The organism is Paraburkholderia piptadeniae (assembly GCF_900007165.1).
Lineage (GTDB): Bacteria > Pseudomonadota > Gammaproteobacteria > Burkholderiales > Burkholderiaceae > Paraburkholderia > Paraburkholderia piptadeniae.
On sequence record NZ_CYGY02000025.1, the window covers coordinates 115451 to 137759 of the forward strand.

Here is a 22309-nt window from a genome sequence, read left to right on the forward strand (position 1 = left end):
CATCGGCAAGGAAAACGCTGCGATGAAGTTCGATACCGTCGTACTCGGCGCGGGCATGGTAGGCGTGTCGGTGGCCGTGCATCTGCGGCAGCGCGGATTGTCCGTTGCGCTCGTCGACCGCAAGGCGCCCGGCGACGAGACGTCGTTCGGCAACGCGGGACTGATCCAGCGCGAAGGCGTCTACCCTTACGCGTTTCCTCGCGATCCGGCGACACTGCTGCGCTATGCGCGTAACCGCTCGCTCGACGTGCGCTACCACCCGCGCGCCATGCCGAAGCTGCTGCCATTCCTGTACCGCTACTGGCATCACTCGCGCGCGGACCGGCACGCGGCGATCGCGCGCTCGTACTCGACGCTGATCGAGCATTGCGTCAGCGAGCATCGCGCGTTGATCGCGGCATCGGGCGCGCAGGCCTTGCTGCGCACGGGCGGCTGGCTGAAAGTCTTTCGCAGCGCGCGCAAGCAGGACTCGGAACTACGCCAGGTCGAGCGATGGAACGCGGAATACGGCGTCGCATTCGAGGCACTCGACGCAGCGCGGCTGCGACGCGAAGAGCCGTCGCTGAGTCACGCATTGCTGGGCGCACTGCGCTACACCGATGCCGATTCCGTCAGCGATCCCAATGCGCTCGTCACTGCTTATGCGCGCTATTTCGAGCAATTGGGCGGCCGCATCTTCATCGGCGATGCGATGACGCTCGAACCGCAATGGAGCGTGAATACGGAAGCTGGCCGCATCGACGCGCATTCAGCCGTTGTCGCGCTCGGCCCGTGGTCGGATACCGTCAGCGCGCGGCTCGGCTACCGTCTGCCGCTCGCCGTCAAGCGCGGGTATCACATGCATTACTCGACAGTCGACGGCGCGCGCCTGAACCAGCCGGTGCTCGATACGGAGATCGGCTACATGATCACGCCGATGGCGCGCGGCATCCGCCTGACGACCGGCGCCGAACTGGCCTCATGCGACGCGCCTGCGACGCCCGTGCAGCTGGACGCAATCGAACCCATCGCGCGCAAGACCTTTCCACTCGGCACGAGACTCGACGAGCGGCCCTGGCTCGGCCGGCGTCCCTGCACGCCTGACATGATGCCGATCATCGGACCGGCGAAACGTCACAAGGAATTGTGGTTCGCGTTCGGCCACGCGCACCACGGGTTGACGCTCGGCCCCATTACAGGGCGTTTGCTCGCCGAGATGATGGTGGGCGCCGAACCGATTGCGAATCCGTTTCCGTTTCGCGTCGATCGCTTTTAGGCGCAGACGGGTTTGCTGCGTTTCGCAATCAGGGACTACCGCCGCCCGTCTTGCGGACCGAAACGGACTTCAGCAGCCGATCGCTACCCGAACTATCGACCCGATTCGCGCTGCCATTCGCTTTCGTCCATGGCAAGGCGAAATCCGAGGTGTGACATGCTGTTCATTGGATCGGTTCCACGCCGTGCGCTGGTCCGATAGCTCACGCAATACGTCTCGCTACACAAGAACGAACCGCCTCTTGTGACCCGGGCAGGCGCGTGCGCAAGCGCCCCCCGATCGGGATCGAAACTGTTCGCCGGACCCGCCGGATCGGTGATCATCCGCCCGCCTGCTGCCTCGATACGAAATGCATCCGCGCGATACCAGTCTCCCACCCATTGCCACACGTTGCCTGCCATATCGTAGAGACCGTAGCCGTTAGGGGCATACGTGCCTACCGCCGTCGTGCCCACTTGAACCTTTTCGCTTGAGTTGCGTACCGCCGTCACGGGGAACGGTCGCGCGCTGTCTTCCCATGTGTTGGCCATCTTCTTTCCGCCAGGCGAGAACTCGGCGCCCCAGGCGTAATCGGCCTGCTCGAGCCCGCCCCGAGCCGCATATTCCCACTCCGCTTCGGTGAGCAGGCGTTTGTGAGCCCACTTCGCGTATGCCAGCGCATCCTCATATGAAACCTGCACGACCGGGTGATTACCCTTCCCGACGATCGAACTGCCCGGACCAGCGGGATGCCGCCAGTTCGCGCCGGGCACGAACTTCCACCAGCGGGTGTAGTCGTCGAGCGGGACGGGCGCGTCCGTCCCAGTGAATACCAGGCCACCGGGCTGAAGGACACTGTCGTCAGGCTTTGGGGTGCCTGGTGGCAATTGAATCCTGAGGTCCTCCCACTTCGGCTTTCTCTCCGCCGTGGTGACGTAGCCCGTCGCCGCGACGAAGCGCGCGAACTGCGCGTTCGTCACGTCGTGCCGGTCGACCCAGAATCCACTCAACTTCACGCGGTGCGCGGGACGTTCGTTGGGCACTGCATGGGGATGTTCGCTCCCCATCGTGAACTTGCCGCCCGGAATCCAGACCATGTCCTTCGGGCCGGTCCTGCCGTCGCCGACTGTCAGAGGGGCTGGCATCAGGCTCCACCGGTAGCCAGCGAGGCCGGCTCCGGACACGACAACGGTCAATGCCAGCGCCCACCACAAGCGCCTACTGCGATTTACCAGATTCATTCAAGATCCTTCCAACGTGACGCCGACTTCTGCGACGACGCCAACGCATGCCTATTTGACGGACAACTGGTGCCTCGGCGGGTACTTCTTCAGCACCGAAAGATAGCGCCGATATTCCGCGAGCAAGAAGACTTCCAGCGGGGTGTGACGCGCAAGAACCGATTCCTCTTCCTTAGGATCGCTATACAGATTGAACACCATGGCAGTCCACGCCTGCCCGACCGTGCCTGCGAATCCACCGTTGTAGCCCATGCGGTTGACCGTATCAGGCAGCTGCGCCTTGAACATCATCTTGAACTCGTCCACGCGCACGGCAGAGACTTCGTCGTTCCAGAAGTAGAAGATGCTCTTGCGGTTCGACACGCCCTTGTCGGCGAGAAGGAATGAAGTCTGGTCGATGCCGTCGATATACGTCGTCGACGGTACGGCTTTCCCAAGCTCCGCGCCGGGCAGCCCCGCGAGAGACAGCGACGTGTTGAACATGTCGGCGAAGTCGAAGAGGCCGTCCGATCTGCGGGGCGCGATCATGCCTTTCCAGTACACAAAGAACGGGCTGCGTACCCCGCCTTCCCACGTCGAGCCCTTGCCGCCGCGAAACATCGTTTTCGCAGCCGGCTGGATCTCCTGCTCCGGGCCATTGTCGGAGCCGAAGAAAATGATCGTGTTATCCAGTTCGCCATTTGCTTCCAGGGTATCGACCAGCTTCCTGAATATGTCGTTCACCTCGACCATGCAGTCGCCGTAGTTCGTATGCGCCGCGGACCTTCCCCGGTAGTAGTCGTTCGGGTAATTGTCGTAGTGACACGCGCGCGGTGCGTAGTACAGAAAGAATGGCTTCGCGGCGTCCTTCTGCCGGTTCAGGAAACCGACGGTGTAGTCGAGCCACTTCTGGTCGAGATTCTTGATGTTGTCCGCGTTGATCTCGTACAGATTTTCGAGCTGGCCGCCTTTGACGGCATGCACGTCGCTCTTGTTGAAAGGCAGATTGAGGATGTAGTTATAGCGTTGCGGACTCAGCGCCACCTCGGGGTTGTACTGCGGATCGCGCCACTCCGTGTACATGTCGGAAACGGAAAGGAAGCCCCGGAAATCGTCGAAGCCGACGTTCTGCGGCAGCGACGCAGTGTTTTCGCCCATGTGCCACTTTCCGACCGCCTGCGTGGTGTAGCCCTGTCGCGACATGAGCGCGGCAAGCGTGGTCATTCCAGCGAGGCCACCCGGCTGACCGTACATGACGGGAATCTGGATGCCGTGGTGCGCCATGTTCTCGCCAGTCATGATCGTTGCGCGAGTGGGCGAGCAGCTCGGCTGCGAGTAGGCGGAACTGAGAATCAGGCTCTGGCTCGCGATGCGGTCGACATCCGGCGTATCGTTGCCGACGGCCGGTCCCCCACCGTTAAACCCAAAGTCGCTGTAGCCGACATCGTCGAGCAGGAAGATAACCACATTCGGACGTTTGCCGGCCCGCTTCTCCAACGCCGTGAGCTTCTGCCGGGCTTCGGCGGCCTGGTCCGGATTGTTGATGACCGGCTCCATGTTATCCGCCAGGTTGACTGTCTGGGCGGTGAGGTACTGATTGGGCTGGTTGTAGCCGGGCTGGCCGGTCACTCTCGTCGGCCCGGTAATCGTTGACGCAGCGACCGCCTGGGTTGCCCAAATCGCTCCCCAGAGTGCAGCGATTAACCACACCGGGATCATCATCCGTTTCACGTTGTCTCCTGCAATTCGTTATGGGCAAGTACGATCAGTACATGCATTTGTCTCGGCTCTATCTGCGGCGGGCGAATGCCTGCGCTTATCCGTTGTGCAAGCAGCGAGCATCGCCTGGGTACGTCGCGGACGCCCCCTATTTCCCAGCCTCCAAATCTAGACGAGACCGGGCTATACTTCCATTGCAAATTACGAATGCCATCGTTGAGCGGAACTCATAGTGAACCTGCGCCAGTTCGAACACCTTGTTGCCCTTGCAGACGAAGGCGCATTCGCAAGAGCCGCCGAAAAAGTGCACTTGACCCAATCTGCGCTCACGCGAAGCATTCAGTCGCTGGAAGACGAACTCGGCATGCGGCTATGCGACCGTCATCCTCGTGGAATCGTCCTGACGCCCGGTGGAAGGCTCGTTGTCGAGCGTGCACGGCGAGCGCTGTTTGAAATTCGGGCGCTTGATCGCGACGTGAAGCTCTTCAATAACCATGAGCTTGGGGAAGTCATGATCGGCGCTGGCCCGATTCCCGCTGCGGCGCTATTGAGCGACACGATCGCCGCGCTCGCCCGGTCTCACCCGCGCCTGTCCGTGCATGTCAGTGTCGACGACTGGAGCGCACTCCTCGACCGGCTCCACGCAGAGACCATTGATTTCATGATCACGGTGGAATCCGCCGTGTCACCGTCACCGGAACTGGCGATCAGGTCGTTACCGTCCTGCCAGTGCGGATGGTTCGCGAGGCCGGAACACCCTGTTTTCGCCAGGAGCCGGCGCAGGATTTCGATGCTGCGAGAACTTCGGATGGCTTCGGTGCCGGCCCCGAAACACACGCTGGAGAATCTGCGCAAGCTGATGCAACGCAAGCCCTTTGAACAGTCTATGTTCGCGGTCGAATGCAATAGTTTTCACATACTCAAGGAGTTGGCCACAGACTCCGATATGGTGATATACGGTCCTTTCTCGGCGGTATGGCGAGAACTCGACAGCGGAGCCCTGAGAACGATCGACTTCGAAGACTCGAAGGAACTTACGACGCGATTCGCGATTGTGAGTCTGGCGCATCGCACCCTATCGCCCAGCGCCGAAAAGGCGATCGAAACCATTGTCGAGTGCAACGAACGTCTGGAAGAACGCGCGACGAAGAATCGAAAAAAGAGTCGATGAACTCCGCAGAAATGGCGAGCGCGCGATGCAACTCGCCATCCCAATGGTCGAAGTCCTGCTTTGTTATCGCCTCATAAGATCGATAACCGCCGACAGCGCCTTCCCGTTTTCAACACTCACACCTGTTTAACCGCGTCGTCGCCCTTCCACGTCCAGTTGCGAATTTCTTCGCGATCGATTCCTTCGGCATGCGCATACGTGACGTGTTCGATCCGCCGATCGCGCAAGCGTTCTTTTGCATGGTCGCCCACGCCACGCAGCGCCGGCACACGGTCGATCACGTCGATAGCGAGCGTGAAGCGGTCGATGCCGTTGATGATCGCCAGTTCGAGCGGCGTATTGATGTTGCCCTTCTCCGCATAGCCATGCACGTGAATGTTCACGTGGTTGGCACGGCGATACGTGAGCTTGTGAACGAGCGATGCATACGAGTGGAAATTGAATATCACCGGCTTGTTCGTGGTGAACAGCGAATCGAAGTCGCGTGACGACAGTCCGTGCGGATGATCGGTCTCCGGCATCAGCCGGAACAGATCGACCACATTCACGAAGCGCATTTTCAGATCCGGAAAGAGCCCCTTGAGGATTTCGACGGCAGCGAGTGCTTCCATCGTCGCGATATCGCCGGCACTCGCAATCACGACATCCGGCTCCTGCCCCTGATCGGTCGATGCCCAGTCCCAGATGCCGACGCCCTTCGTGCAATGCGTGATCGCGGCCTTCATGTCCAGATACAGCAAGTGCGGCTGCTTGTCGGCGACGATCACGTTCACGTAATCGCGCGAACGCAGACAATGATCGGCGACACTCAGCAGGCAGTTCGCATCGGGCGGCAGATAAATGCGCACGACGTCGGGGCTCTTGTTGGTCACCACATCGAGAAAGCCGGGGTCCTGATGGGTAAAGCCGTTGTGATCCTGCCGCCATACGAGCGACGTGATCAGCAGATTGAGCGACGGCACGGGTTGCCGCCAGCGCAATTCGCGCTTCGCTTTTTCGAGCCACTTCGCGTGCTGATTGAACATCGAATCGATCACATGCACGAACGCTTCATAAGTCGCAAAGAGTCCGTGGCGGCCGGTCAGCGTATAGCCTTCGAGCCAGCCTTCCAGCGTATGCTCGCTGAGCATTTCCATCACGCGACCGTCGGCGGCCAGTTCGCCGCCGTCGCTGTCGCTTTCCTCCGTGAGCGCAAGCCACGTCTTTTTCGAAGCCTCGTAGATCGCCGACAGCTTGTTGCTCGCGGTTTCGTCAGGTCCGAACACGCGGAAGCCCGTCATGTTCCGGCGCATCACGTCGCACAGGTATTTCGCGAGCACACCCGTCGGAGACAGATAGGTCGTGGCGGGGTCTTTGACGTCGACGGCATGATCTTCGAAGCGCGGCAGATCGAGCGCCTTGCACAACGCCCCGCCGTTCGCATGCGGATTCGCGCTGATCCGGCGGTCGCCGCGCGGCGCCAGCGCGCGCAGTTCTTCGACCAGTCTCCCCGACTCGTCGAACAGTTGCTCCGGCTTATAGGTGCGCAGCCATTCTTCGATGAGCCTGAGGCTCTCCGGATTGCTCTCCGGGTCCGCGATCGGGACCTGGTGCGAACGCCATGAACCCTCCACCTTGTGTCCGCCCACTTCGCGCGGGCCCGTCCATCCTTTCGGCGACCGCAGGACGATCATCGGCCAGCGCGGACGGCTGAGGTCGCCGTCTGTACGCGCGCGCGTCTGGATCGCCCGGATTTCTTCGATGCAACGATCGAGCGTCGCGGCCATCTGCTGATGCATCGTCTGCGGATCGTCGCCTTCGACGAAATACGGCTTGTGACCGTACCCCGTCATCAACGCGGCGAGTTCTTCATGTGGAATGCGGGCGAGAATAGTCGGATTAGCGATCTTGTAGCCGTTCAGATGAAGAATGGGCAGTACGGCGCCATCGCGGACGGGATTGAGGAATTTGTTCGAATGCCATGACGTGGCGAGCGGTCCTGTCTCCGCTTCGCCGTCGCCGATCATCGCCGCGACGATCAGATCGGGGTTGTCGAACGCGGCACCGTAAGCATGCGAAAGGCTGTAGCCCAGCTCGCCGCCTTCGTGAATCGAGCCCGGCGTTTCAGGCGTACAGTGCGATCCGATGCCGCCCGGAAACGAAAACAGGCGGAAAAAGCGCGCCATGCCTTCTTCCGTTTCGGCACGGTCCGGATAGATCTCCGAGTAGCGCCCTTCGAGGTAGCTGTGCGCCAACGTCGCCGGCGCGCCGTGGCCCGGCCCGGAAATAAAAATGACATTCAGGTCCTGCCGCGTAATCGCCCTGTTCAGATGCACGAGCACGAAGCTTTGCCCGGGATCGGAGCCCCAGTGGCCGAGCAACCGTCTTTTGATGTGCTCTTTCGCAAGCGGCTCCCGCAACAGCGGATTTGCGCGCAGGTAAATCATGCCGGCCGACAGATAGTTGCACGCCTGCCAATACCGGTCCATGTCGTGCAGTTCGTCGGCGCTCAACGGGGTGGCATCGAGGAGAACATCGTCCATTTCGAGCATCTCCATAGTCGTGGTTTCCGCGTGCGCAACACGGCCACTGCTCGTTGACGCATCTGGCGATGCACCCGGCCGCGTCGGACCTTCGTATCATAGGCGGCAATATGGAATTTTTCATTTTTGACGGCCACGCGACGACCTGCGCTCGTGTGCGCATTCATCGATTCGGCAAGCTTTGCCGCAGCCGTGCCGCTCAGCTTTTTCCTGAATGGCGTAGATGTTTAATCGCCAGCACGCACGCCGCCGGGACATGAACCACGCCGAATCCGACGACCAATACGAGCCACGGCGAAGCGACCGACCCGAATACCATCGCGCTCACGGCACCGAAAAGAATGCCCACGACAAGCAGCGACAGATGCGCGATCACCCTTCTCGATCCCCCGAGCGTATAGCGCGGGATGGTTGAATGAACGTATATGACGACCAAAGCAGACGCGACGGCGGCGGCTGCATAACCCGATTGCATGGCGGCCTCTCCTCTGCGCCGAACATTGCTTCAGGGAAGATTCTCGCGCAACACGATGCTGAACTGCACGGGCTTCACGCCGTCGAGCGCATCGCGGCCTTCGTGCACGTTACGGAAAATCTTCAGAGAGTTGCCGACCATCGATTGCGGCGTCTGCGTAATGAGCGCGTCCATTGTTCCGTCGATCAGCAACGCGCGCGTATCGGGCGTGAGTCCATGTCCGACGAAGAGAATCTTCTGCTCGGTCTTTGCCTCGACGATCGCGCGCGCGACGCCATCCGAGCCGCCGCCACTGTTGTAAATCCCGGCAAGATCGGGATGCTGCGCGATCAGATTGCGCGTCTGCACGTAGTTGCGCTCGCTATCGTCCTGCCCTTCGCGCAGCCCGATCACCTTCACTTGCGGAAACGTCGATTCGATCAGATGCAGAAAGCCGATCTCGCGCTCCTCGTGCCCACGATAGTTGAGGCTGCCCGCAAGCATCGCGATCTTGCCTGACGGACGCGGCCCCATGAAGCGCCCCAGCAGCAGCGCCGCCGTGCGCCCCGCCGAACGGTTGTCGATGCCGACATAAGCCAGCCTGCGAGAATTCGACAGATCGGAAATCAGCGTGATCGCGGGCACGTTCTGCTCGGCGAGCGCGTTCACGGCATCGCGCACCACGGGATGTTCGAGCGCCATGAAGACCACGCCATCGGCGCGCTGGCCATAGTGCAACAGACGCGCAGCGAGTTCGTTGGGGTTGAAGCTCTCCACATAATGCACGCGGCAGCGCATGCCTTGCGCGGCCCACTGGTTGTGCGCGAACTCGATGTAATCGCCGAGCATGCGCAGATAGCGGTTCGTGCCGGCCGGCACCAGAAATTCGATCTTCAAGGGCCGCGCGGTTTTGGTCTCGGGCGGCTGCGCATCGATCACATAGCCCGCCTGCGCGGCGGCCTGCATCACGCGACGCGCCGTCATCGGCCGCACGCCGTCGCGGCCGTTCAATACGCGATCGACGGTCGCCGTCGAAACACCCGCCGCGGCGGCGATGTCCGCGATCCGCGCACGCGGCGGAAAAAGTGGAATGGGCGCGTCAGCCATGCTGATTTCTGAGGGCGTAGTCCATCAAAAACAATCAGGATTGCGGTTTGACACGGCGCCTGGCCGTCCCTAGTCTTGCAGCAACATCATGCAGACAGCACAGAGCGTAACGAAAAAGACGCATCGGCGCCTGTGTAAATCTTGATGGTTTTTGATTGAGCATGATGCCACAGCGGCACACACCAAACAAAACCAGGAGACATTCGAATGACCAATCTTGTCAGGCGCTCGCTGCTGCGCGCTGCGGCGGCCGCGCCCGTCGCCGGTGCGCTCGGCTTTCCCGCCATCGTCCGTGCCGCTGCGCCACAGTACGTGTTCAAGTACGGCAACAACCTGCCGCTCACGCATCCGCTCAACATCCGCGCGAAGGAAGCGGCGGACCAGGTGAAGGAGCAGTCCAAAGGGCGGATGGAAATCCGCATCTTCCCGAACAACCAGCTTGGCGGCGATACCGACATGCTCGCGCAGGTGCGCAGCGGCGGCATCGAAATGTTCACGCCGTCCGCGCTCGTCGTGTCGACGCTCGCGCCCGTTGCCGCGATCAACGCAATCGGCTTCGCGTTCAGCGACTACTCGCAGGTGTGGAGCGCGATGGACGGCAAGCTCGGCGCCTACGTGCGCGCGGCGATGTCGAAAGCCGGTCTCGAGTCGTTCGAGAAGATGTGGGACAACGGCTTTCGCGAGACCACGTCCAGCTCGCGCGCAATTGCGAACGCATCGGACATGCACGGCCTCAAGATTCGCGTGCCCGTCAGTCCGCTGAGCATCGACATGTTCAAGGGCCTGGGCGCCGCGCCGACGAGCCTTCAGTTCAGCGAGGTCTATTCGTCGCTGCAGACGCATATCGTCGATGCGCAGGAAAATCCGCTGCCCATCGTGCAAGTGGCGAAGCTGTACGAAGTGCAGAAGTACTGCTCGCTGACGAATCACATCTGGGACGGCTTCTGGTTCGTGCTGAACCAGCGCGCGTGGCAGAAGCTGCCGAAAGACCTGCAAGGCATCACGTCCGATGCGTTCAACCAGGCCGCACTGCGCCAGCGCGACGACGTGCGCAAGCTCAACGATGCCGCCGTCGCCGATCTGCAAAGCAAGGGACTGTCGATCAACCGGCCTTCGCCCGACACGTTCCGCGCGGCGCTGCGGCAAGCGAACTTCTACTCCGACTGGAAGGGGCGCTTCGGCAACGAAGCGTGGTCGCTGCTGGAAAGCTACACGGGCAAGCTCGCTTGAATTCACACAAGCTCGCGCAACTTCGCGCGCGATGCCGCGCGGCACATGCAGGAGCGTAACGTGCCGCGCGCATCGCGGACTGGAGAGATCGACATGACGGATCAGGCGCTGCCGCATGCAGCCATCGCCGATGCCACGGCCGCTTCATCGTTCGACACAGTGCTCGCCGCAAGCGGTCCGAGGCGCTGGCTGCGCCGCTTCGACCGCGCGTTGATCGCGCTCGTCGAAGGCGCGTGCGCGCTGCTGCTCGCCGTCGAAATCGTCGTGCTGCTGGCGGGCGTCGTGTTCCGTTACGCGCTGCATCAGCCGCTTGTGTGGTCGGACGAACTGGCGGGCATGCTGTTCCTGTGGATGTCGATGCTCGGCGCAGTGCTCGCGCTGCGGCGCGGCGAGCACATGCGGATGACGGCCTTCGTCAGCCGCCTGTCGCCGCAGCGGCGCGCGCTCGTCGATACGCTCGCGATCGTGCTGTCGATTGCGCTGCTCGCGCTCGTGCTGTGGCCCGCGTACGACTTCGCCGCCGCCGAGATCGTGATCCTCACGCCCGCGTTGCAGATCAGCGACGCATGGCGCGCGTTCGCGCTGCCCGTCGGCGCGGCGCTGATGCTGCTCGTCGGGCTGATCCGGCTCGCGCAGGTGGGCCGCATGCGTGACATCGCGATTGCGCTCGCGTTCGTCGCCATCGTGGCGGGCGTCATCGCGTGGGCCGCGCCCGCGTTGCCCGATCTCGGCAAGGCGAACCTGCTGATCTTCTTCGTCGGTGTGGTCGCGATCGGCATCTTCTCAGGCGTGCCGATCTGCTTTTCGTTCGCGCTCGCGACGTTCGGCTATCTGAGCCTCACGACCGATACGCCGCTCGAAGTGATCGTCGGCCGCATGGACGAAGGCATGTCGCATCTGGTGCTGCTCGCCGTGCCGCTGTTCGTGTTCCTCGGCCTGATGATCGAGATGACGGGCATGGCGCGCGCGATGATCCAGTTTCTCGCAAGCCTCGTCGGTCATGTGCGCGGCGGGCTGTCGTATGTGCTGATCGGCACGATGTACCTGGTGTCGGGCATCTCGGGCTCGAAGGTCGCCGACATGGCCGCGATCGCGCCCGTGCTGTTCCCCGAAATGAAACGGCGCGGCGCGGACGAAGGCGATCTCGTCGCGCTGCTGTCGACGGCGGGCGCGCAAACGGAAACCGTGCCGCCCAGCATCGTGCTGATCACGATCGGCTCGGTCACGGGCCTGTCGATCTCCGCGCTCTTCACGGCGGGCATGCTGCCCGCGCTGGTGCTCGCGCTGATGCTGTGCTTCGTCGTGTGGCTGCGCTATCGCAAGGAGGACCTGAGCCACGCGCAGCGCTTCAACGGGCGCGAGATCGGCCGCATGTTCGTCGTCGCGTTCCCCGCGCTCGCGCTGCCGTTCGTGATTCGCGGCGCGGTCGTGGAAGGCATCGCGACGGCGACGGAAGTATCGACGATCGGCATTGCGTATTCGGTGCTGATCGGTCTCTTCGTCTACCAGCGCTTTGCATGGTCGCGTCTGCCGCGCATGCTGATCGACGCGGCCACGCTGTCGGGCGCGATCATCTTCATCATCGGCTGCGCGACGGCGATGGCGTGGGCGCTCACGCAGTCGGGCTTCTCGCAGGATCTCGCATCGTTGATGACGGCGCTGCCCGGCGGCTCATGGAGTTTTCTCGCGCTGTCGATCGTCGTGTTCATCGTGCTCGGCAGCGTGCTCGAAGGCATACCGGCGATCGTGCTGTTCGGCCCCCTGCTCTTTCCGATTGCGCGCGCCGCCGGCGTCAACGAAGTGCATTACGCGATCGTCGTGATTCTCGCGATGGGCGTCGGGCTGTTCTCGCCGCCATTCGGCGTCGGCTACTACTCGGCGTGCGCGGTCAGCCGCATCAATCCCGATGCCGGCATGCGGCCCATCGTCGGCTATATGAGCGCGCTCGTGCTCGGGCTGATGCTCGTCGCGTTCTTGCCGTGGATATCGACCGGCTTTCTCTGAGCGCCCGTCGTTTCCCGGCCGTTCGCATCAACCATTTCCAACTATTTCGCAGTTCCATCGCAATCCCTTCTCTGGCATTGGGAGTGTCTTCATGAGTCGTTTTTTTGGCGAGATCCGTCAGGCCGGTTATGTCGTGCGCGACATCGAGGCAGCGATGGACCACTGGAGCCGCGTGCTCGGCGTCGGTCCGTGGTTCTATAACGAACGCGTGCCCATCGAGGATTATCGCTATCGCGGCGAGCGCTACGAGGTGCACAACTCGGTTGCGCTCGCGAACTCCGGCGACTTGCAGGTCGAGCTGATCCAGACGCGCAACGACGCGCCGTCGATGTATCGCGACTTTCTCGCAGCGGGCCATACGGGCTTGCAACACAACGCGTACTGGACGACTTCGTTCGACGCCGATCTCGAACGTCTGCTGAAGCAGGGCTTCACGGTGGCGATGAGCGGCAACGTCGGCAAGAACGGACGCTTCGTCTACTTCGACACGGAGCAGCATCCGGGCACGGTGATCGAGCTGTCGGAAATCGCAGGCCCGAAAGGCAGGCTATTCGACATGATCCGCGAGGCGTCGCTGAACTGGGACGGCCGCGATGCGGTGCGTCCGTTTCCCGATCTGAGCACGCTATGAGCGCGCCCTCATCACGCGACGACAGCATCGAAGCCGATTACCTGATCGAGACGCCGCTCGATCTCGCGAAAGTGGCGGACACGATGGCGGGCGAGCAGTCGAGCGGCACGTTCGTGCGCGTCGCCGGCGAAAGCGACGAACTGCGCGCGCGCAGCCGCGCAAGCGTGCTGCGCATCGACGAACGGGAGCCCGTGCCTCACGCATCGCTGCCGAGCGCATGGCTCATGCGGCAACACATGAACGGGCCGTTCAGGCGCGCGCGCGTGACGCTGTCGTTTCCCGTCGCGAACATCGGCGCCAATCTGCCGACGCTCGCAGCTACAGTCGCCGGCAATCTGTACGATCTCGGCGAAGTGACGGGCATGCGGCTTCTGTCGCTGCGCGTGCCGCGCGCTTATCGCGAGCGCTTCGATCTGCCCGCGCACGGCGTCGCCGGCACGCGGCGGCTGACGGGCGTGCTACAAGGGCCGATGGTCGGCACGATCATCAAGCCGAACGTCGGGCTGTCGGCGGAAGAGACCGCGCAACTCGTGCGCACGCTCTGCGAAGCCGGCATTGATTTCATCAAGGACGATGAAGTCTGCGCGAATCCATCGCATGCGCCCCTCGACCAACGTGTTCGCGCCGTGATGCGCGAAGTCCGCGCGTTCCGCGAGCGCACGGGCAAGCGCGTGATGATCGCGTTCAACATCACCGACGATACGGATGCGATGCGGCGTCACGCGGAACTCGTCGAACGCGAGCAAGGCGACTGCGTGATGGCGAGCATCAACTGGTGCGGGTTCTCCGCGATCCAGACACTGCGCCGCTCGACGCCGCTCGTTCTGCACGCGCATCGAAACGGCTTTGGCATGATGTCGCGCGATGCGGCGCTCGGCATCGGCTTTCAGGCGTATCAGACGTTGTGGCGGCTCGCGGGCGTCGATCACATGCACGTGCATGGGCTCGCGGGCAAGTTCGCGCAAAGCGATGCGGAAGTCACCGGGTCCGCGCGCGATTGCGCGACGCCTCTCGCCGACGGTCTCGACGATCGCGTGCTGCCCGCGTTCTCGTCCGGCCAATGGGCGGGCACCGTGCCCGCGACGTTCGACGCGACAGGCAGCGCCGATCTGCTTTTCATGTCGGGCGGCGGCATTCTCGCGCATCCGGACGGACCGGCGGCCGGCGTGCGCAGCGTTCGCCATGCGTGGGATACCGCGCAATCCGGCACGCCGCTGAACGACCATGCCGCCCATGCGCCGGAACTGCGCGCCGCGATCGCGTTCTTCGGTGCGCGCACATGAGCGCATCGAGCTCTGCGCCGTATGGCTTCTACGGCGACGATTTCACAGGCGCGACCGACACGCTGTCGCATCTTGCCCGCGCCGGTCTCCGGACACTGCTGTTCCTCGCGCCGCCGACCCGCATGCGCCTTGACAGCGTCGGTCCACTCGACGCGATCGGCATGGCGGGTGCCGCGCGCGCAATGCCGCCCGCCGCGATGGCCGACGAACTCGCGCGGGTCGGCGCGCGCTTTGCCGCGCTCGGCGTGCGCGTGATGCACTACAAGGTCTGCTCGACATTCGACAGCGCGCCGCAAACCGGCAACATCGCGACGGCCATCGCCACGCTGCGCCGTCATTTCGCGAATCCATTCGTGCCCATCGTCGGCGGTCAGCCTGGACTGCTGCGCTACTGCGCGTTCGGGCAACTGTTCGCGGCGGCGGGAAGCGGCACGCGCGAAGTCCATCGGATCGACCGTCATCCGACGATGAGCCGCCATCCCGTCACGCCGATGAACGAAGCCGATCTGCGTGCGCATCTCGAACAGCAAGGAATGCGCGACGTGGCGCTGGTGGACTGGCGTGCGTATGCGTTGCCGTTCGCCGAAGCCAATGCAATGGTCGATGCGAGGCTGTCGGCGGGAGCGTCCGCGATACTGTTTGACGTGCTGCGTAACGACGACCTCGCGACGATCGGCCGGTTGATCGATGAACGCTCGCGCCGCGCACCGATGCTTGCCGTTGGCGCGAGCAGCGTCGCGCAGGCATGGTGTTCCGCGGCGACTTCGAATTCGCCACATGCGGATGCCGAATCACAAGCGCTCGGCCGCGCGCAAAGTCCTGTGTTTGCGCTCGCGGGCAGCCTGTCGCCGTTGACGGCCGCGCAGATCGAAGCGGCTCACTCGTACTGGAAAATCGAACTCGATCCGCTTGGGCGCAACGGCGACACGTTGCGATTCGACGCGGCGCCCATCGTCGATATGTTGCGCGAAGGCCGGCACGTGCTCGCCTTCACGCGGCGCGCGCAAAATCAAAACGAAGCAAGCCGCGCGCAGACCGCGCATGCGACGGCAGCACTTCTGCGCGACGTGGTCCGGGCCGCTCGCCCACGGCGCATCGGCATTGCGGGCGGCGATACGTCGAGCCACGCGGCACAGGCGCTCGACGCATGGGGCCTTTCCTATCGCGCGCCGCTGACGACGGGCGTCACGGTGTGCCGCCTGCATGCCGACGAGTCTTCGCTCGACGGCACCGAGATCATGTTCAAGGGCGGACAGATGGGCGGCACGGATGTCTTTGAGCGGTTGATCACGGGTTGACGGTCTAAACCTGGCTGGATCGTCACGAGCGTGCGCGATCAGGACCGCGATGCGTCGAGCATGTTGTCGCTCTATCGCCGCCTGCTGACCTTGCGGCGCAACAACGCCGCGCTCGTGCATGGCACCATCGAGAATGTCGCCGCAAACGGCAATGTGCTGACTGATGAGCGGCACTACCACCATCAACGGTTGTTCATCGCGCTGAATATTGGTGTCGAGGATGCCGCCGTGCAAACGCACGCGGGCGTGGTGTTGTTATCGACGCTTGCGGCCCGTAACCCTGAAGCGCTTGTCGAAGATGCCAATCGGCTTGCGGCGGGCGATGCGCTCATCGCGTCTTTGTGATTTTCTATCCGCTTCGTTCTGCTAGCGCCTCTAGGCGTGAAAAATGTTGCGCCCGCAAACGAACGCCGATCGCGCAGACGTAAAACGCCATTAGCGCAAATACGAAGATCTCCGGTACATTCGATACGCCCAAGTAGACATTGCATTCCAACGATAAGGAGGAAATAAGTGAACGCAAGACACACTCTCGCAGTCATTTTTACATGCGCGGCGCTTGGCACATTGCCCTCGCAACATGCTCGCGCCGACACCGCGCCAGAGGAAACGATCACTGTCGAAGGACTGACGCATCCGACGGACATCCTCATCGACAAATGGGGCGTGCCGCATATCTTCGCGGATAACGAGCACGACGCGTTTTTCGTGCAGGGTTTCAACGCGGCGCGCGACCGCATGTTTCAGATCGACTTGTGGCGTCGTCGCGGCCTGGGAGAGTTAGCCGAAGTATTCGGCCCCGCCTATGTCGAGCAGGACAAGGCGACTCGGCTCTTTCTCTATCGCGGCGACATGTCGGCGGAATGGAAGCGCTATGGTCCCGATGCGAAACCCGTCGCGACGCGGTTTGCCGCGGGCGTGAACGCGTATATCGACTGGCTTGCCGCGCACCCGGACCGCTTGCCCTACGAATTTCGCAAGGTCGGCTACTGGCCCGCGAAGTGGTCGGCCGATGATGTGGTGCGCATCCGCAGTCACGGCCTCACGCGCAATCTGACGAGTGAAGTGGCGCGCGCAAAGGTCGCGTGCAAGAGCTCGCTCGCCGCCGACTCCGTGCGCTTTGGTTTGCAGCCGCCGTGGCAGCCGCAGATGCCCGAAGGACTCGATCCGTGTCTGCCCGACGATGTGCTCAAGGTCTTCACGCTCGCCACGCAAAGCGTGCACGTGACCCGCGATTCGCTCAAGAGCGCGGATGCATCGACGACCGTGATTGCGGCCGCCGACAATCCCGAAGAGGTGACGGAAGGCAGCAACAACTGGGTGATCGCGCCGGGCAAATCGGCGACGGGCCGCGCGATCATGGCCAACGATCCACATCGCGCATACGCCGCGCCAAGCCTGCGCTACATTCAGCAGATCAGCACGCCGACGCTAGATATCATCGGCGGCGGCGAGCCGTCGGCGCCCGGCGTGTCGATCGGACACAACGGCACGATCGCGTTCGGCCTCACGATCTTCAACATCGATCAGGAAGACCTGTACGTCTACGAGCTGAATCCGGCGAATCCGCATGAGTATCGCTATAAAGGCCGCTGGGAACCGATGCGCATTGTGCACGAGACGATCGCCGTGCGTGGCAGCCCGCCCGTCAAAGCGAACCTTGCCTTCACGCGGCACGGCCCCGTGATCTATACCGAGAGCGCGAAGCATCGCGCGTTTGCCGTGCGCACGGCGTGGCTCGCACCCGGCATGTCGCCGTACTTCGATTCGATGCGCTACATGCGCGCGAAGAACTTCACGGAATTCAAACGCGATCTTTCGACATGGGGCGCGCCGACCGTGAACCAGGTATATGCGGACACGCATGGCGACATCGGCTGGGTGCCAAGCGGTCTCTCTCCAAAGCGTCCGAACTGGGATGGCCTGATGCCCGTGCCGGGCGATGGCCGCTACGAGTGGGCCGGATTCTGGCCGCGCGACGACATGCCCTCCGCTTTCGATCCGAGCGACGGCTACTTCACGACGTCCAACGAGATGAACCTGCCCGCCGGCTATCCGTACAAGGAGCGCAAGCTCGGTTTCGAATGGACCAACGGGTCGCGGCATCAGCGCATTGATGAAGTGCTGAAGGCATTGCCGAAGGTATCGATCGAAGATAGCGAGCGCTTGCAGAACGACGACGTATCGATTCCCGCGCGCCGGCTCGTCGCGCTGCTTGCGCCGCTTGCGAGCGACGACGCCGATACGCGCGCCGCGCTCTCGATGCTCAAGGGCTGGGATGCGCAGATGCGAGCGGAATCCCCGCAGGCGGCGCTCGAAGAAGTGTGGCTGAGCCGTCATCTAGGACGCGCGTTCAAGCAGGCAGTATTGTCGAAGGAAGCCGCCGATTCGTTCGCCGCGCCCGACACGGCCGTCATGCTCGACACGCTCGAGCATCCCGAGACGCGCTTCGGCGATAACGCGCCGGCAAAACGCGATGCTGTGCTACTCGCGAGCCTGCACAATGCGTATGGCGAAATGGTGCATCTGCAAGGCGCGGATGCGAACGCATGGCAGTGGGGCAAGCTGCAAACCAACCTCAATGCGCATCCGTTCGCGGAGCTCGTCGACAGCGACATGCGCGCGAAGCTCAACGTGGGGCCGATCGGCAAAGGCGGCAGCGCGTACACGCCGAACCAGTCGACGTACCGCGCGAGCGACTTCCGGCAGACCAACGGGCCGTCGTTTCGCGTGATCGTCGACGTTGGCAACTGGGACAACTCGCGTGCAGTAAATCTGCCCGGAGAATCGGGAGACCCGGACAGCCCGCATTATCGCGACCTTGCGCAGATGTGGCTGAATGGGGAGTATTTCCCGTTGCTCTATACCCGCGCCTCCGTCGAAAGGGCGACGGAAAAGCGGATTCATCTCGTGCCCGGCGCGCGGACGCAATGACACGATAACGCTATGACGCAATCAGGTGGTTCGCGCAACCGTTCACTCGTCGGTTGCGCGAGCCCCTCTTGGGCGAGATCGCGTCGACGCAAGCACCCGTCGTGCTATCAATCGCGCGCGAAAGCTATCTCACCGATCAGGTGTCGAGCGACAACTACGACGGCGGCCGACGCGCCGCCGACTATCTGGTGCGCTGCGGCCGCCGGCATATCGCGCTGATCGGCGCCACGCGGCACGCAAGCACGATCCGTGATCGCGAACGCGGCTTTCGCGACGCGCTGGACGCGGCCGGCGCGCAATTGTTGCCCCATAAACCGTAAGGACCAAAAGCAACGCTTGGCGTTAACCGCCCTCCTGCGATATTTTTCGACAACGGGCAGGCAATTCGTGCGTCAACTGCCGACCGGGAGGGTGGATACAAATGAAGTTCACTCGTCGAACTCGTGCGTGCGCGCTATCCGGGCTGCTCGCACTGCTTTGCGCCGACTCGACGGTCGTCGCGAAGCACGATCGCGTGCGGTGGCCGCCGCAATTGCAAGAGGCGGCTGGGCGCGTCCCGGTTACGCCACTCAGTGCGGGTGTCCTGATCCAGCCTGTGAATTTTTTTCTGGACCAGGATGCCCAGACGAAGGAAGAAGAGGCACAAAAGAAACACAAGGCCGAGCAGCAGCACCGCGCCGCGACGGCTAGGCCGAAGCCCAATCCAAAGGCTGCTTCCGCCGCCGCAGCGTCGATGGCGCGGCCGACAGCGAGCCAATCACAGGCGTCCTCCAGCCCGGCCGCCACCACGCGGACGGAGCATGGCGTGCAATCAGCCGCGTCCGAACCCTCGCCATCGCAAGGCGGCGCATCTGCGACGCCTGCTGCGAAACTGGCCCCTGCGTCATCCGCTGTGTCTTCTTCTCCCACCGTCGCGACCACGCCTGCGCCGACATCGTCGCATAGCGGGAATCAGAGTACAGCGCCTGCGCGGTTGACGAGGGAGCAACTGATTCCGTTGATGCGTGGCGCCACCATACTGAGGACAAACACTTCCGGCGCCCTGAGACAATGGGTCAATGGCGCCGACGGTACGCTGACGGTTTACTGGGCAGGTGGCGGTTTTCTTCAGTCGCACAGCGCTAGCGGCAAGTGGAGCGTGACCGAGGATGGCCACTTTTGCCTTCAGATCGATTGGCCCGAGATGCCCGAAAACTGGTGCCGCTTTCTGGAACGGACAGCCAACGGCGCGTATCAACCCATCCCCGACTCCGCCGACGCAAGCTGGACTCCCCCGAAGGATAAGACCGAGTGGCGACCCATGACCGTTCGCCGCTAGCGCAACCGTCGATCCGACCTGGGCAGACTCTCAACTGAAAAGGCGCAACGCGTGCCCGATCTTGTGCGATGGGACGAGTGGCAACAATTGACCCTATTGGCCATCCTCTCTTTAAAAGTGATAGTCCCGTGCATCTATTCGCCCATCACACGCAGCTATCGCATATCGCCAAAGAGCTACAAAACAGGCCCGTTTCTGCGATGCGCTCTCAAAGAGCACGCGTACTCTGACGCCCGATTTTCCGGGCCGAAAATATTCCGTAAGGACTCTGACGCTTGGCATTCATACGTCGATGCTTTAATGACTTCGCTTTCCTGAACCCCACTGCCGCGTAGCCTCCCCCATCTCAACGGCGTCAGCGATGTGATGCGTCTTTGATTCTCCCTGCGCCTGGGCTTCGCGGTCATTCCCGCCAATACGAATCCAAACAGGAGCCTGAAATGCAATGGCGTCAGATAGCACTTGGTTCGCTCACAGCCGCAGCATTCGCATCGACCGTAGCGTGGAGCGCCTCCGACGAGCATGACAAAAACCGGCCGGACGAAGTTCATACGGCTACTCCGATCAAGCATCTGGTCGTGATCTACGGCGAGAACGTTTCGTTCGATCATTACTTCGCGACCTATCCGCATGCGACCAATCCGTCTGGTGAGCCTGCATTCGACGCGCTGCCCGGCACGCCTCAAGTGAACGGCCTCTCGGGCACCTTGCTCACGAACAACCCGAACTTCACGAATGCGGCCAACGGAACAGGCGCCGCCAATCCGTTCCGTCTCGACCGTACGCAGGCGTCGACTGCCGACCAGAATCACGCGTACACGGCCGAGCAGCAAGCGTACGACAAAGGTGCTGCCGATCTCTTCCCGAAGTACACGGGTAAGGGCTCGAGCGGCGGTGCCGGTGCATTCGGCACGACGGGCCAGGTGATGGGCTATTTCGACGGCAACACGGTCACCGCGCTGTGGAACTACGCGCAACGATTCGCGATGAGCGACAACGCCTATACGTCGACCTACGGACCGTCGACGCCGGGTGCACTCGAAGTCGTCTCAGGGCAGACCAACGGCATGCAGGCTGTGCTGACGACGAAGCAGCCTTCCGCCTCGGGCTCGTACTACGTGAACGACGGGCAAGGCGGTTTCACGATGATCAATGACGTGGACCCGGCCTACGACAGTTGCTCGAGTGCGACCGATACCGCGTTGATGACGGGCAAGAATATCGGCGACCTGCTGAACGCGCGCAACATCACGTGGGGCGGCTTCATGGGCGGCTTCAACCTCGCGACGGTCAACAGCAACGGCACGACGGGATGCAAGCGCAGCACGCTATCGACGGTCGTCGGCTCCGCCACAGCCGACTATATTCCCCACCACAACTGGTTCCAGTACTACGCGTCGACGGCCAATCCGAAACACTTGCGCCCGAGCTCGATCCAGGCGATCGGGCACAGCATGCAGCAGGATAGCCACAGCGCGGACCCCGCCAATCACCAGTACGATACCGACGATTTCTTCAACGCGGTGAACGCTGGCAATTTCCCGGCAGTGAGCTTCCTCAAGGCACCGGCCTTCCAGGATGGCCACGCTGGGTATTCGGACCCGCTCGACGAGCAGGCTTTCGTGACGAAGGTCGTCAACTTCCTCCAGCAGCAAAAGGACTGGAAGGATACGGCCGTCATCGTGGCATGGGATGACTCGGACGGCTGGTACGACCACGCTTACGCGATGCCGACGAGTGCATCGTACGATTCGGTCGCCGACCAGTTGAATGGCGCTGGAATCTGCGGCACGGGCTCGGCGGACAATGGCGTGAAGGGCAAACCCGTGAACGGCCGCTGCGGTCCGGGCACGCGCATTCCGTTTGTCGTGATCTCGCCGTGGGCGAAGGAGAACTTCGTCGACCATACGCAGATCGATCAGTCGTCGGTGGTGCGCTTCATCGAAGACAACTGGCTCGATGGGCAGCGTATCGGTGGCGGATCGTTCGACGCGAAGGCGGGCAGCATCATCGGCATGTTCGACTTCAACCGCCGTGGCGAAGGCCGCTATCAACGCAAGCTCTTCCTCGATCCGACGACGGGCGTGCAGGTCGAGCGGCCGCCGAAGATCTGATGCCGAAACACGGCTGAGCATCAACGCATGAAGGGAGTGCGCCCTTCCCCGCTGGCGGTGCAGCAGGGCG

The 22309-nt window shown here is 62.6% G+C and carries 17 protein-coding genes; 12 read left to right on the forward strand and 5 right to left on the reverse strand.

What is annotated here, in order from left to right; translation table 11 throughout:
* Positions 1 to 22 precede the first annotated feature (22 nt).
* Entirely contained in the window at positions 23 to 1255 is a 1233-nt protein-coding gene (locus tag BN2476_RS13485; protein ID WP_087734674.1) for an NAD(P)/FAD-dependent oxidoreductase, read from the forward strand.
* Positions 1256 to 1347: 92 nt separating this feature from the next.
* Here the strand turns inward: BN2476_RS13485 and BN2476_RS13490 are convergent, their stop codons facing one another.
* Entirely contained in the window at positions 1348 to 2475 is a 1128-nt protein-coding gene (locus tag BN2476_RS13490) for a formylglycine-generating enzyme family protein (protein WP_087734675.1), read from the reverse strand.
* 51 nt (positions 2476 to 2526) lie between these two features.
* Positions 2527 to 4176 (reverse strand): sulfatase-like hydrolase/transferase, encoded by a 1650-nt coding sequence (locus BN2476_RS13495; RefSeq protein ID WP_087734676.1) that lies wholly within the window; start codon positions 4174 to 4176, stop codon positions 2527 to 2529.
* A 229-nt stretch (positions 4177 to 4405) separates the two neighbouring features.
* Here BN2476_RS13495 and BN2476_RS13500 point away from each other — a divergent pair, with 229 nt between their 5' ends.
* Positions 4406 to 5344 (forward strand): LysR family transcriptional regulator, encoded by a 939-nt coding sequence (locus BN2476_RS13500; protein ID WP_087734677.1) that lies wholly within the window; start codon positions 4406 to 4408, stop codon positions 5342 to 5344.
* A 116-nt stretch (positions 5345 to 5460) separates the two neighbouring features.
* Here the strand turns inward: BN2476_RS13500 and BN2476_RS13505 are convergent, their stop codons facing one another.
* The 3 genes from BN2476_RS13505 to BN2476_RS13510 form a co-directional block, all read right to left on the reverse strand.
* Positions 5461 to 7866: a phosphoketolase family protein gene (locus tag BN2476_RS13505; protein WP_087734729.1), complete on the reverse strand. Its 2406-nt coding sequence runs from the start codon at positions 7864 to 7866 to the stop codon at positions 5461 to 5463.
* Positions 7867 to 8065: 199 nt separating this feature from the next.
* Positions 8066 to 8341, reverse strand: coding sequence for a hypothetical protein (locus tag BN2476_RS46465; protein ID WP_160111712.1), 276 nt, complete (start codon positions 8339 to 8341; stop codon positions 8066 to 8068).
* 30 nt (positions 8342 to 8371) lie between these two features.
* Entirely contained in the window at positions 8372 to 9427 is a 1056-nt protein-coding gene (locus BN2476_RS13510) for a LacI family DNA-binding transcriptional regulator (RefSeq protein ID WP_087734678.1), read from the reverse strand.
* Positions 9428 to 9634: 207 nt separating this feature from the next.
* Here BN2476_RS13510 and BN2476_RS13515 point away from each other — a divergent pair, with 207 nt between their 5' ends.
* The 10 genes from BN2476_RS13515 (at position 9635) to BN2476_RS13560 (ending at position 22239) form a co-directional block, all read left to right on the forward strand.
* The gene (locus BN2476_RS13515) at positions 9635 to 10657 is read left to right on the forward strand and encodes a TRAP transporter substrate-binding protein (protein ID WP_087734679.1); all 1023 of its coding nucleotides are present in this window, start codon (positions 9635 to 9637) and stop codon (positions 10655 to 10657) included.
* A 93-nt stretch (positions 10658 to 10750) separates the two neighbouring features.
* Entirely contained in the window at positions 10751 to 12661 is a 1911-nt protein-coding gene (locus BN2476_RS13520; RefSeq protein WP_087734730.1) for a TRAP transporter large permease, read from the forward strand.
* Between the two features lie 91 nt (positions 12662 to 12752).
* On the forward strand, positions 12753 to 13292 hold the full coding sequence (locus tag BN2476_RS13525) for a VOC family protein (RefSeq protein WP_087734680.1): 540 nt from the start codon (positions 12753 to 12755) through the stop codon (positions 13290 to 13292).
* Positions 13289 to 14575 carry a ribulose-bisphosphate carboxylase large subunit family protein gene (locus BN2476_RS13530; RefSeq protein WP_087734681.1) on the forward strand — a complete coding sequence of 429 codons (1287 nt, stop codon included), beginning with the start codon at positions 13289 to 13291 and terminating at the stop codon, positions 14573 to 14575. Before BN2476_RS13525 ends, BN2476_RS13530 begins: the two co-directional genes overlap by 4 nt.
* Positions 14572 to 15873: a four-carbon acid sugar kinase family protein gene (locus BN2476_RS13535; RefSeq protein ID WP_087734682.1), complete on the forward strand. Its 1302-nt coding sequence runs from the start codon at positions 14572 to 14574 to the stop codon at positions 15871 to 15873. The genes BN2476_RS13530 and BN2476_RS13535 overlap by 4 nt, the downstream gene beginning before the upstream one ends.
* Before the next feature lie 63 nt (positions 15874 to 15936).
* A complete protein-coding gene (locus BN2476_RS13540; RefSeq protein ID WP_235850813.1) occupies positions 15937 to 16218 on the forward strand; it encodes a DUF3459 domain-containing protein in 282 nt (93 codons plus the stop codon).
* A 168-nt stretch (positions 16219 to 16386) separates the two neighbouring features.
* Positions 16387 to 18807 (forward strand): penicillin acylase family protein, encoded by a 2421-nt coding sequence (locus BN2476_RS13545; protein ID WP_438942877.1) that lies wholly within the window; start codon positions 16387 to 16389, stop codon positions 18805 to 18807.
* A 68-nt stretch (positions 18808 to 18875) separates the two neighbouring features.
* Positions 18876 to 19127, forward strand: a complete 252-nt coding sequence (locus tag BN2476_RS13550) for a type 1 periplasmic-binding domain-containing protein (RefSeq protein WP_087734683.1) — start codon at positions 18876 to 18878, stop codon at positions 19125 to 19127.
* A gap of 101 nt (positions 19128 to 19228) precedes the next feature.
* Complete coding sequence (locus BN2476_RS13555) at positions 19229 to 20125, forward strand: hypothetical protein (protein ID WP_087734684.1); 897 nt, start codon at positions 19229 to 19231, stop codon at positions 20123 to 20125.
* Positions 20126 to 20565: 440 nt separating this feature from the next.
* Positions 20566 to 22239, forward strand: a complete 1674-nt coding sequence (locus BN2476_RS13560; protein ID WP_087734685.1) for a phospholipase C — start codon at positions 20566 to 20568, stop codon at positions 22237 to 22239.
* Positions 22240 to 22309: the final 70 nt, after the last annotated feature.